Genomic DNA, 12,548 nt, shown 5'->3' with positions numbered 1-12,548 from the left:
TTCGTGACCCAGGCGCGTCGTCTCGGCGATCACTTGCATGGAGCCCTCGCGGACGCGCTCGGCGACCATCCGCTTGTCGGTGAAGCCCGCGGCCGCGGCTTCATCGCGGGGGTTCAGATCGTCGAGGATCGTGCGCCCGTCGCGTCTTCGCGCCCGAGCTGAGGATCGGCGATGTCGAGCGGCGGTGCCGCGAGCACGGCGTCATGATCCGCAATATGGGAGACGTGCTTGGAATCTGTCCGCCCTATATAATCACCGAAAGCGAGATCGACCCCTTGGTTGACGGCATTCGTTCTGCACTCGACGGCGCCGCTGCTGCGAATTCCCGGGTCGGTCGGGTGGCATGAGTTCCAGCATTAAGACCGACTGCTTCACTTCAGTGGATATTATCGAGCAAACGCTCACCCGAGGGGTGCACTTCATCCGTGTCCGGTACAAAACGTCACCCATGTCTCAGGTCGGGCACGCCGCTCGCCAACGACACCGAGTTCGGCCTCGCGGCCTACTTCTACACCGGCGATCTCGGTCGCGCCTTCCGCGTGATGGAAGGACTGAAGTACCGGCGTCAATGAAGGCCTGATCACCACGCCGGAGGTGCCGTTCCGCGGCGTCAAGGAATCGGGCCTCGGCAAGGAAGGCGGCCTCCAGGGCATCGTGGATTATCTCGACACCAAACATGTCTGCATCGGCGGTCTCGGCGTCTAGTGGTTCCCGCCTGACATAGGAGTCCAATCAGAGATTCCCTTTCTGGCCTGCGCGTGCGAGTCTGGCGCATGCGCACAGGAAGATCGTTCACCGTTTCGTCGGCCGATCGCGTCCGTCTGACGGCGCTGATCAGGGATCGCAACGCCCCGCAAAAGCATGTCTGGCGCGCCGAGATAGTGCTTTTGCCCGCCGACGGCGTCGGCACCGGCGAGGTCATGCGCCGCATCGGCAAGTCGAAGACCGACGTCTGGCGCTGGCAGGAGCGCTTTGCCGCGGAAGGCTGTGACGGGCTGCTGCGCGACAAGACGCGACAGTGGCGCATTCCGCCGCTCGGTCCCGATGTCGGCGAGCGCGTCGTGGCACTGACGCTTGCCGATCCGCCGGGCGAGAGGACCCACTGGACCGCCGACATGATGGCGCAAGCCGCCGCAATCAGCGCCAGCGCCGTCAGGCGCATCTGGAAGGCGCATGGTCTCGCACCCCACCGCTGGCGCCAGGTTCAAGCTCTCCAATGATCCGAAGTTCGTCGACAAGTTGCGCGCCGTCGTCGGCCTCTATCTCGATGCGCCGGCCCATGCCATCGTTCTGTCGGTCGATGAAAAGAGCCAGATCCGGCGCTCGACCGCACCCACCCGGCCTGCCGATGAAGAAGGGGCGGCTCGGTACGATGAGGCACGACTACAAGCGCAACGGCACCACCACCCTGTTCGCCGCCCTCAACGTCCACTATTGTCCCGTTGACGAGAATATCATCTTAGTTGCTTGTAAAAATTTGTTCTCCACTTCCGTCTCCATCGTATCTCAGTCAACGCGATGGAGCAGGAAATGACTACAAACATTGTGAAACTGGAAGAAGGCAGGGCAATCGGCTCTAATCGTGACGTGCCGCTGTCAGATCATGAGGCGGAAGCCCTAGGGCATCTTGCGGTGGCGCTGAGTGGCATTTCGACGACCATTCGGTCCGCCGCCTACAAACACGCGCTAAACTCTAGTCACGCGATGAAGCCCCTAAAGGAGACGGAGGACGCGCTTACCGACTACGACGCCTTGGCGAGGGCGGCGGGCCGAAAGCAGCCGAAAGCGGCGGAGGAGGACGACAGGAAGGGGGACGCCCTAGCGAGAGAGGCCGCCGCACAGGTCAGCAGGGTCGATCAGACCCGATCTTCCCGCTGGAGCAGACCGCGAAGGGTACCGGTGGCATCAACGGACTACGTTCGGCAGGTGGTCATGGCAGATAGTCAGCTTGGAGCAGTGTCGGCACTGGTAAACGCGCGGCGAGTGGCTCCAGAACGCTTCCATGCTTCTGTTCCCAGTGTAGATAATAATCCGGATGCTCCGCTTCTGACCTCTTTTTCGGACTATCTGAGCAGGGTGTGCGGACTGGAGTCAAAGTCCCGCGAAGGCGTTCTCCTGGGCAGCCGCCGCTTTCTGGATTGGTTCCATCACCACCATTCCCGGCCAAGCCCTCGGCGCGTTGACGGCTGAGCATGTCCTTGCCGCTGTCGAACATCGGCTGTCACTATCGGCGACCTCCGGTACCCGCACCGGCAGCAACTTCTCACATCGTATTGGGCTGGCCACCACGACCAGAATCTCGCGCGCGTCGTCCCCAGGACGCCCCACTGGCGTTTGGCTCATCTAACCCTCGAACTCGGCTACGGCCCGTCGACGGTCTTCTTCACATGGGTCGGATTCGACGAAATGGACGAGGTCACAGGCGACGGCCATGCTGAACTGCTCGACGACGGCTCCATCGACATCACCTTCTATCACAACGGCGACGAGGCAATCCTCAAGGCCAAACGGGACACTTCTTCAACGGCCTGCTAGGAGATCCGTGTTCGCCTTGCGCTGACAAAGAAGCTCACACATGACGTCCGGGAGACGATGCTGGCAAATGGTCTGGCTGAAGCATTCCACCCACAATACCAAAGCCCGTCCCGATCCAAAGCGCTTCTAAGCACTCCACCTCAGGCGCAAGGCCGGTTGGCCAGTGCATCTTCTTGGTCCGCCGGAAGAGAACCCCGCCCGACAATAGCTTCATGAGGTCTTGCGCTGCAGTGTCGACCGTAAAAAAGGGCGCGCGAGGCGCCCTTCATTTAAACCGGCAGTCGGGAAGCAGACTTCACTCTGATATTCAAAAGCGGTAGGTGACACCTGCGCCTATCAGCCAGGGATCGAGCTCCGCCTTCCCCGTCAGCTTCGCGCCGGTCACCGTGACGTCGAAGTCCGGCTTCAGGAAAAGCTTCTTCACGTCGAAGTTGAGGCCCCAGTGCTGGTCCACCATGTAGTCGAATCCGACCTGCAGCGCCGTGCCGAACGTGTTCTTCACCTTGAGAGCATCAGCGCTGCCAGTGTCCTGGTTGTAGAAGATCGTGTAGTTCACGCCGGCGCCGACATAAGGCTTGAACGCGCCGAGATCGGTAAAATGGTACTGCAACGTGAGTGTCGGCGGCAGCAGCCAAACTTTGCCGATGTTGCCCAACCCTCCGATCGTCCCTTGGCCCGCGATGTTGGCATAAGTGGTACCGAGTATGAGTTCGGCGGCGATGTTGTCGGTGAAGAAATACGAGATATCGAGTTCCGGCGTCACCGTGTCCGAATACGAAAGACCGGAGCCGGGAAGCGTATCAACGTAGCCCAGATCTTTCGTAACGACGCCCAACGCCCGCAGGCGGACCTGCCAAGGGATTGGCGCTTCGGTGACCGAGGCTCCCGTCTCCGCCAGGACGGTCTCTGCTTGCGCAGGCTCCGCGGCGACGGCCTGCTGTCCCACCATGATCAGGGCCACCGCCGCTGCTGTTGCCCGCGCTACGCCCATTCGCGTTCTCGCCATGAGATTCACTCCTTGATGTTCAGAAAGGATGCACTGCACTATTTCGTCTCCTGCTCGAATGAATTGTTGATGGACCTCAAATGCCCCTCTTGCGTTGCAACGCGTTCCGCCGTCTCCGGAGGGTGATCGTTGAAGCCGATTGCGCTGCGGAGAAAATTGGTGCCTAGACTGATGAATGCGGCTTGCTCCCGATTGTCCTCGCCGCAGCCGTGCCCGCCTGCGCTGGCCTCGTAGAAGTAAGCGGGATAGCCAAGAGCCTGCAGTTTTGCGGCCATCTTGCGCGCATGGCCCGGATGGACGCGGTCGTCGCGTTTCGTGGTGGCGATCAGGATAGGCGGATAGGGCTGTCCCGGCGCTGCGGCGTGATAGGCGGAGATTTCCTTCAGGAAAGCCCAATCGTGAACCTTGTCCGGATCGCCATATTCGTCGATCCAGCTCGCGCCCGCCAAGAGCTTGGTGTAGCGACGCATGTCGATAAGCGGTGCTGTGCAGAACAGAGCCCCGAAATGCTCAGGATAGCGGGTCAGCATGTTTGCGATCAGCAGGCCGCCATTTGAGCCACCCTCGGCGGCAATCCGCCTCGGCAGGGTGATGCCCCTTCGCACGAGGTCGGAGGCAACGGCGGCGAAATCGTCGTGGGCGAGACGCTTGCCCTCCCTGCGCCCGGCTTCGTGCCAGCGGGTGCCGAACTCGCCGCCGCCGCGGATGTTCGCCTCGACACACGTGCCGCCGCGCTCGAGCCACAGCTTGCCCAGCGGGGAGTTGTAGTAGGGCAGGAATGATACGCCGAACCCGCCATAAGCGGAAAGGTGAATCGGAGCATCTCCGTTCCCGTTCGCCGGACCAACCTGCGTATAGGGGATCAGCTCATGATCGATAGAGACTGCCTCGTGGCGCGTGACCACCAGTCCGGATGCATCGAAATTCTCCGGGCTGCGCTTCAGGATTGCTGAAGCGCTGAGAGACGGCGCGGCATTCAGATCGAACAGCAAGAGCTGCGGCGGCGTGATCGGATCCTGAGCACAGATCAGGACCTCTCCATTGGTCTCGTGAACTGCCGCATCGAATGACCAGACGTCGACAGTACCTTCGGCGGGCAGGGTGTTCAGGACTCGGCGCGTCCATTCCTGGTGGCCGGGAGTGAACATCTCGAAACGCGGTGCGAGATTGACGAGGTAAGAGATAATGAGCTTCCCGTCATTCCAGAAGAATGACTGCATGGAGCGCCTTTCCCCTGGTTGAAACAGGGTCTCAAAAAGGCGTCCGCCGGCGAGGAAAGTGGAAAGCGAGATGACGATCAGCGCGTCGGCGGGATGGGTGGTGCCTCCCACCGTCCAGGGCTTGCGCGGCCTTACCGCCAGCCAGTCGCCGAAGACCCGCCACGACGCGTCGCGAGGAAGATCGATCTGCCTCCTCGGCCCGCTCCTATCGCCGATCCAGCTGATCTTCTCGAAGAAGGCCGGCTGCTCGATGAACCAAAGGCGCTCGCTGCGGCCGGTGCGGTCCGAATGACCAGACACTTGGAAGCTTTCGAACCCGGCCTCGAAGATTGCCGGCGTGGTGAGGGGATCCGCGTCACGCTTCCACAGTCGAACTGTGCGCGCATAGCCGGAGCGGGTGGCCATGCCATTACCAAGCGCACTGGAAAGCAGAAGCGTGTCAGGGTCCAGCCAATTAACGTAGCCTTTGGCCTCGGGGAGGTTGAAGCCGTCGGCGACAAAGCTCAGAGAAATCAGGTCGAATTCGCGATGCACGACCGCGTCGCTGCCGCCGCGCGACAGGCGCAGAACGGCTCTTTCCCGTCTCTCCGGCTCGATGGACGCGCCGTCCCAGATCCAGTCCTCTCCGTCGCTAGCCGCGAGAGCATCCAGATCGAGCAGTAGCTCCCATTGGGGATCCGCCTTCATGTAGGCGGCAAGGGTGGTCCGGCGCCACAGTCCGCGTGGATTACCGTCATCTCGCCAGTAATTGTAGAGGTACTGACTACGGCGCGCGATCAGGGGAAGATTGTCGCGATTGTCGAAAATGGCTGTCAGAGCCGCGCGGTCGCGCTCGAACTGCGTTCCACCGAAGTGCTTCAGAGTCCTTGCCGATTGGCCGGCGGCCCAGGCAAGTGCCCGCTCGCCCTCTACATCTTCAAGCCAGACATAGGGATCGTCGTCGGGAGCATCAAGCGTTGGACGGACATCAAATGCGTTCATGTCCGGACAGCCTTCAGAAAGAAGGGATAGAGGCTTCCGTCGGCTCGGGAACGCTCAGTGTCGGTAGCGGCGCCCACATGTTCGAAAAGCGTGATCATTGATGAGTTCTTCCAGTCGGTGCGGCATCGCAGTGCTTTTGCGCATAGGGCCGCAACCTTCGTGCCAACTGGGAAAATCGTTTCGGAACAATGCGATCGCTCTGGAAGCGTTGTGTCACATGTCCGACATCGTCGAGAATCCGACAACGAGTGCTCCTCCTAATCACCGGATCAACCTCCGGCGCCAGTCGTGGACACTGTGCAGAACTCGAGAAGTGAAGCTCATTGGAGTGAACCTGGTTGACGCCCAACATCTTCGCTCTGGAGCGCTTCACGCACACGGATTCATGGCAGACACCATGATGCGATCGATGCTGTTAGAGACCAAGCTGGCTGCGCCTGTGAGTTTCAGCCGCCAGCTGGAAGCAGCGGAGTTCTGAGGAGAAGGGTGGGGGGCCCAAGCCCTGCCGCAATCTTGGCCTGCACCGTCCCCTTGATTGTTGTGGGTCAACGTCTGCCTGCCCGCTGAATTTGGCACGCCTTACACCTACGTCACGACCAAGACCTTCCTGTTGCACTTCGGCCTCGACACACTGCGGGATTTGCCCGATTTCGAGGCGATTGAGGTTGCCGCGCTGCTCAGCAAGGAGAAGCTGCTGGCGGGCGATACTCCCATCGGGCTGGTGAGTGGTGGAGGAGGTGAGGAGCGACACTCCAAGGCCAGGACGGGCTAGCGCAGCAGATACATGGAAGTAATCGCTTGATATGAGCGGTTGAGAGTCGAATCAGGGAACTATGCGATCACTATCGATAAGAGGTGGCAATATCGATCGTGATTGTATCGGGCCACTCTACGGCGAAGGAGGCGGCAACTTGTGTCTCCGACCCGAAACGATTACCTTGCGGCCATTATGAGCAAGCATTTGGCATCCGTCTTGACGACGTGAACGCGCCCTGCAGCGTACAGCTGGACGACGCGGCGCTGGCCGATTGCTTTGCGGATCTCGATTTGGCCAAGCAGCATCCCGCTCATGTCAGCGCCTTTCTCGGCGAGGTCCCTCTCGCCCAGCAAGTCGAGTTCGCAACCGCGCACCACATTCGCGGTCGACGAGATGAAGGCTTTTGCCGCCAAGTTCTCTGCCTGGTCCGGCGAAAGCTATCCGCTCGCCGCATAATGGCTGGACATGATAGCCGACGCCCGTCCCGAATGGCGGCGGCTTTTTCGTATTATATCGACCTGATCGACAAGATGCGGCGGAACAGGGGTCCACGTGCGATGCGGCCAAAGCGGATCCAGCTCTCGAGCGCGACTACGGGGTAGGTGTGGTCGCTGGAGCCGCGGCCGACCTCGACCTCGCGCCAGCCGGTCTTGCCGCGCAGGGTGACCAGCAGCCCTTGCCGTCAAAAATCTCGATCCAGCTGGCGCCATCGCTGTTGTCGTCGCGCATGACGTCGAGACCGACGATCTCGGAGCGCCGCAGGCCGCCGCCACAGCCCAGGAGCAAAATAGCGCGGTCGCGCAGGCCCTGAGGTCGTGGCCGAGCGTGGCGATCATCGCCAGCAGATCGTCGCCAGGACCGCCTCTTTCTGCCGCGGTGGCTTTGCGTGCTTGCGGCGAATGCCGGCAAGAACCTTATAGATATGCCGCTCCGCGCGGTCCAACGGCCGGCCGCGCTGGGTAAAGTTCCAGGCGAGGCCGGAAAGCCGCCGCTCGATGGTCGCAAACTAAAGGGCAGGGGCGCCACGCTTCGGATCGCCGGCGGCGGTGCCCGAGGCACAGGCGCTGATATTGAGCCTGATCACCTTCGAGCCCGGAGGCAGGGGATCGAAGCCAGCGCGCCGGCACCAGGAGGAAAAATGCCGCCAATCCTTGGGGTAGGCGTCGCGCGTGTTCTCCGAGGTGGCGTTGTAGCCCCTCGCGGTCTCGACCAGTTCCTGGACATGCGCCGGGACTCTTTGAGCCGGGTCTCCATCTCCTTGTAGAGCTTGTCAAGCTCGCCATCGACTGGCTTCAGGTCGTCGATTGAACATTGCGTCATCATAGGCTTTGTGCCTTGTTGTAGCAGGCATCGTCCGTTCGCGCGGCGGACACAGACATCACCGTCGCTGAGCCGAGAACGACGGTAAAAGAAAATGCACTCACTGACTTCATAACCAATCTCTTTTGCGGGTGATTTAGAAACGGACGCCGAGCTTGGCGCTGAACCCGTGTGTCTGGGCATCCGAGGCGATCTGTCCCTGATAGGCGATGCCGAACGTCGCGTTCTCGGTGATGTTTACGTCAAGCCCAGCTTCGAGCAGAGCTGCGTTCTTTGCGATCGGCACGCCCTTGATGGCGAAGGAGGAACCGCCAGCAAAGGCAAGAGCGGTATCCGGCCTGACGTCGCCGAAGGCGTGGCGCCAGCCAAGACCGCCGCGCGCGGTAGCAGTCACGGTGCCGAGGGTCAGTACCGTCGACGCACGCAGACCTAGCGTGGTAAACGCCGTGTCGCTCGAGCGATCCCCGCTCGACAAGGCGGCTGCGCCGCCATTCTCGGTGAAGCCATCGGCGTCAAAATTCACATAAGCGAGATTAGCGTAGGGCTCGAAGGAAGCCGAAGCCGTATTGATACGGTAGCCGAGCTCGCCAAAGGCCTGGAACGTGCCGGCGTCGTAATCGGCCGAAAGGCTGTCGGCGAAGCCTGGAAAGACCACGGACCTGCCGGTCTCGATGCTGTGCCAGGTATAGGCAAGGCCGGAACGAAAACCGAGATTGCCGTTCTGCGTGCCGGCAAAAAGACCGAGATGGTAATTCTCGCTCGAGCCCGACGACGCGCGATCGTCCGCCTCCAAGGAGGTATGGCTGTAGCCGCTGATGAGGCCGAGCCGCCAGCTTTCGCCGACAGCCGCGTCACCGCCAGCCAGAAAGCCGCCTGTCGAGTGATCGAGACCGGCGGCATTGCCGTCGCTGTCGAGATGACCCCAGGCGCCGAAGCCACGGCCCCATACGGCGAAATTCTCACTCGTTGCCGGGGCCAGTTCCAGACCACCCAGCCCATAAGTCATCACCGGAACGCTGGAGGCACCGACGCCGTCGAACGCCGCACGGATCCGTTCGCTCGCGGCATCGCGTACAGAATGACTGTCCTCGATGAGGCCGCTATGAATGGAAGCATGAACCTCGCCTGATAGCATATCGAAAGCGTTGCGGGCTTCCGGCGCCGTCAGGAACAGGATGTTGTCCTGGATCGGATTACCGCTTCCAAGCGCCTGAGCCGCTGCGGCGACCGAGCGTTGATTGAAGGTGCTGGCTACATCGGCAAACGCCGTCGATGTGCGGCTGATATCGAGATAGACATTGTTGGCATCGTAGACGAGCTGGAAATCGACGAAGGGCGTCGCGTCTGTCGCCAGAGCCCCCGTCAGCCCGCCATAGGTGCCGCTTACGCCGCCTGCTGCGGAGAGCAGAGTATATCGGGCATCGACCGATAGCGTTCCCTGCCGCAGCAGCTCGATCTGCGCGCCGCTGTCGATCGCCGCTGCTCCGCCAACATCGATGAGATCGGACGACCTTGCGAGGTCGACCTGATAGATCGATCCGGACTGCTGCGCGAAATCGCCCGTGACAGTCAGTGTGGTGACGATCCTGCTCGGATCGGTCGCACTGCCAGGAGCGACCGTGCCGCCCTCGGAAATGGTGACCGCACCGTAGGTGCCGCCGCCTGCGACGACACCGCCGCTGTTTGCGATAGCCGTGCCCCCGATCTGCCCGTCATTCCCGAGAAAGCCGGACGTGGTCGCATCATGGGAAAGCACACCTGTATCGGCAAGCAGCAATCCCGCGCCGGAACCGACCGTCGTCATGCCGGAAAAATTGTTCTTTCCGCTCAGCGTTTGCACGCCACCGGCAACGAATAGTTTGCCGCCCATATTATTGTTATCAACGTCGAGGTCGTTGATGCTGCCGGCGAACGTGTCGTTCGAATCCGTTAGCACCAGGGTACGCTTGCCCAGTTCGACCGTTCCGCTGCCACTCAGGCTACGAATACGGGCATCGTTGTAGGCGTCGGAGATTCCCCAATAGTCGCTGCCATTTCCATGTTCGGAGATATCGAACGTGCCGTCTGCAACGACTTTCGCTGACCGTTGGATGTTGCCGAGCCCCGCAAGCGAGAGATAGGCATCCTGAGCAATATTCGTCTCGCCGGTGTAGGTGTTGACATTCGTCATCCGGACCACCGTCTTTGTATCAAGCGTCAGCGATCCGGAGCCGGAGACGACACCCGCTATGCCGAACCCGCCCTCATTCCCCATGCTCGTCGTGATCCTGCTCAGACCGGTCCCTTCGGGTGCGGATGAATCGGTAGAGAAGTTGCTGGCAGTGACGAAATGTGACGTATAAGCGGTATACTTCTTCTCCAGATCGAAAATGACCGATCTGTTTTTGAAGAAGTCAAGACCGGCAACAAAACTGGTCTGGTCATTGGGTTGTTCCGTCGTGCCGCTGGTGTAGGTGAAGTCGATATTGTCCAGCCTTACCGGATCGCCATCCGTTCCTGCGATTGTAACGCTCGGGATGTTGCCCGATGCGCTTACGATCTCGCGTTGCTCATTTCTCCGAACATTTTTAAGTTTGACGCCCGCATCCTGAAATTGCTTCAGCATCGCATCACTGATCTCCAGACTGCCACCGCCCGGTGTGCCGGTGTCGAGCAATACCGCGGTCTTGTTGGGGTCGGTGATTGGTGGGGCTCCATCCTTAACCGTGTACTGCAGATTGTAGCTGCCTTCGTATTCGGTCGAGGCATTGGCGCCAGAGCCAGGAAAATTCTGATAAGAATCCTGATCTTTTTCCTCGGGTTCTCCCCATGGCATGGCATTAGTATATTGGGCCCGGAGGCTTGGATTGAGGTTGACAATCGTGCAGGGGGAACAGCCAGGCGTTTGGTCGCTCTCGGAATCCGGATTCACATTGGCGGAGACCACGTAGCCAGACCTGGTGACACTGCCCATCATGCCCCAGACACTTGTCTTGCCAAGAAAATCGCCGGCCCCGAATGTACCTGCGAAATCGCCGCCTTCGTCTGCCATCTTGCCAGCGGTCATTTTCGCCCGCTGCTCCTTATCGGCGTGATAAGGTTCTTGGAGATCCTGACCATACATATCTTTAAGTCCATCCGTCACGGATCCCGGCGTGCACTTAAGATTGTTGTCCTTGCAATACGCATGGGTATAGACAAAATCGAGAATGCGAGCAGCCCGGTATTTCTTATCGCTTACAGACGGCCCGTCGATTGTTATCTTTTGATCTGGATCGACATATGTAAATTTATCAATTTCCACGTTCTGAAGCTTATTACCATACGTTCCGTCCCCGTACGTATATACGTAAGGCGTGTCGGCAATCGGGCGGACCCCGGTCACCTCTGACCCGATCTGCGTGTTGAGCTGGTCCGAGCCCGTGTCGAATACGTATCGCTGCGCGTTGCCATTGTTGATCTTGGCCCAGATGCCCAGGCGGTCATGGCCTTCCCCGACATACTCCAGCGGGATCGAAATCGGGTCGTCGGCCAACGCTTCTCCAGTTGGAAATGCTACCAGACCCACCCCGAGAGACACAGCCGGCAGGAATACCGTCGTCATCGCGGTGGTTGCCGCCAGAAAGTTCTTTGTCCTGAAACAAGCCTGCATACCTGGTCCTCGAAAAAGTCTCGCAAACTGATTGTTCATTGGAACGGCCTCCTGAATTGTTTAACGAGACCCTTTATGGCGGCCCTGGCTGACAACAGCCTGAAAGCTGCAAGCGGCCTGCGAGAATGGGGCGATCCTGAATGACGACAGGTGCTGTCAACAATGGATGAGTGCTCGGCCTGAAAGCTGAGCACGCTTTATGCTCAGGCTGCTGACAAGGCCAAAGCAGCGTAAGTGCGGAGTGAAATCCAAGGTCCACATGGGTCGTCGCGCTTCCCGTGCGCCTGGGAAGGCGCCGGCCCGGCCAAGCTTTCCCAGATCGTCCGGATGGCGCACAAGATACCGGTTCAGGTCGATCGAGATGGAGGCCGAGGCGTATGCCAAGGCGGTCGACTGCCTGACGAAAGATCAGAATGCGTCGCTGGCGCTCTACGATTTCCGCCGGCAGCGAGCTCAGCTCCTGCCGGGCATCCGTGTTTACTGGCGACGAGACACAAGATGTGCCCAAATTGCCACCAGACCGTCACCTGCGATGAGTTTCGGCAACTGATTTTGTCCTTTCAATCGTCGCCACTTCCTGGCCGCGGCCAACATGGGCCACTCGAAGGCAGCAGACTGGCGGCTATATGGACGGGCTGTGAGCCCGCACCGGAGACATTGGCGAAATCTACGATCTCTATAGCAAAGTCAAGGAGAAGCGCGAGGTGTTGCAGATGTGGTCAAATCACATCGAATGGCTGATCAAGCAGGCTGCGGATGACGCTCTGGCGGCGTAGCTGCTGGCATGGGCGGAAGATGCGGCGCAACAATCGTCAGAGCCTCATCGAATTGGAGATCATGCTTGACCAGCAAATGCGCGGCCAATGCTTCGATGGCTGACCAGTGATCGAGTACTAGCCGGGCCGTGCGATCTTCGATCCGCCTCCAACGGGGGCGGCGCGGCATCAGGAACCGCAACTCACCATAGATTCGCTTGGCATCCGCGTAGTCGCTGCTCCCCTCATTCCCATCGGACGCATTCATCGCCATATCGCGCGGGTCCAGATAGCCTTCGAATGCGGATTCTGCAAAAGGACCTGCCAGACACGCAACTATCTC

The 12,548-nt window shown here is 60.1% G+C and carries 8 protein-coding genes and 4 pseudogenes; 6 read left to right on the top strand and 6 right to left on the bottom strand.

Annotated features, from left to right (window positions below; genetic code table 11):
* Positions 1–470 precede the first annotated feature (470 nt).
* The 4 genes and pseudogenes from EOA27_RS05630 to EOA27_RS42940 form a co-directional block, all read left to right on the top strand.
* Positions 471–705: pseudogene (locus EOA27_RS05630) on the top strand (aldehyde dehydrogenase family protein); the annotation flags it as partial.
* Positions 706–773: 68 nt separating this feature from the next.
* Positions 774–1,429: pseudogene (locus tag EOA27_RS05625) on the top strand (IS630 family transposase); the annotation flags it as partial.
* A gap of 101 nt (positions 1,430–1,530) precedes the next feature.
* Positions 1,531–2,190, top strand: a complete 660-nt coding sequence (locus tag EOA27_RS41955) for a hypothetical protein (RefSeq protein WP_063169296.1) — start codon at positions 1,531–1,533, stop codon at positions 2,188–2,190.
* A gap of 216 nt (positions 2,191–2,406) precedes the next feature.
* Positions 2,407–2,535, top strand: a complete 129-nt coding sequence (locus EOA27_RS42940; protein WP_263485462.1) for a hypothetical protein — start codon at positions 2,407–2,409, stop codon at positions 2,533–2,535.
* 307 nt (positions 2,536–2,842) lie between these two features.
* On the opposite strand, the gene EOA27_RS05610 is transcribed toward EOA27_RS42940, so the two are convergent.
* Together EOA27_RS05610 and EOA27_RS05605 are read right to left on the bottom strand one after the other, a co-directional pair.
* A complete protein-coding gene (locus EOA27_RS05610) occupies positions 2,843–3,541 on the bottom strand; it encodes an OmpW family protein (protein WP_063169295.1) in 699 nt (232 codons plus the stop codon).
* Between the two features lie 38 nt (positions 3,542–3,579).
* Entirely contained in the window at positions 3,580–5,742 is a 2,163-nt protein-coding gene (locus tag EOA27_RS05605; protein ID WP_126080676.1) for a prolyl oligopeptidase family serine peptidase, read from the bottom strand.
* A 217-nt stretch (positions 5,743–5,959) separates the two neighbouring features.
* Between EOA27_RS05605 and EOA27_RS05600 the strand changes: the two genes are divergently transcribed.
* Positions 5,960–6,220, top strand: a complete 261-nt coding sequence (locus tag EOA27_RS05600; RefSeq protein ID WP_095769041.1) for a hypothetical protein — start codon at positions 5,960–5,962, stop codon at positions 6,218–6,220.
* A 93-nt stretch (positions 6,221–6,313) separates the two neighbouring features.
* Positions 6,314–6,514 (top strand): annotated as a pseudogene (locus EOA27_RS05595) (SMC-Scp complex subunit ScpB); the annotation flags it as partial.
* Between the two features lie 161 nt (positions 6,515–6,675).
* On the opposite strand, the gene EOA27_RS40505 reads toward EOA27_RS05595, so the two are convergent.
* From EOA27_RS40505 to EOA27_RS40500, 4 genes and pseudogenes are all read right to left on the bottom strand, one after another.
* Entirely contained in the window at positions 6,676–6,912 is a 237-nt protein-coding gene (locus tag EOA27_RS40505; RefSeq protein ID WP_063169293.1) for a hypothetical protein, read from the bottom strand.
* A gap of 116 nt (positions 6,913–7,028) precedes the next feature.
* Positions 7,029–7,712, bottom strand: a pseudogene (locus tag EOA27_RS41950) (integrase); the annotation flags it as partial.
* A gap of 243 nt (positions 7,713–7,955) precedes the next feature.
* Positions 7,956–11,489, bottom strand: a complete 3,534-nt coding sequence (locus tag EOA27_RS05580) for an autotransporter domain-containing protein (RefSeq protein WP_082826570.1) — start codon at positions 11,487–11,489, stop codon at positions 7,956–7,958.
* Positions 11,490–12,191: 702 nt separating this feature from the next.
* The coding region (locus tag EOA27_RS40500) for a hypothetical protein (protein ID WP_164747216.1) at positions 12,192–12,548 on the bottom strand (357 nt) is incomplete at its 5' end.

This window comes from Mesorhizobium sp. M2A.F.Ca.ET.037.01.1.1, from assembly GCF_003998075.1.
Taxonomy (GTDB): domain Bacteria; phylum Pseudomonadota; class Alphaproteobacteria; order Rhizobiales; family Rhizobiaceae; genus Mesorhizobium.
Note: the sequence above shows the minus strand (reverse complement) of the source record. Positions and strands in the feature narration are given on the sequence as shown.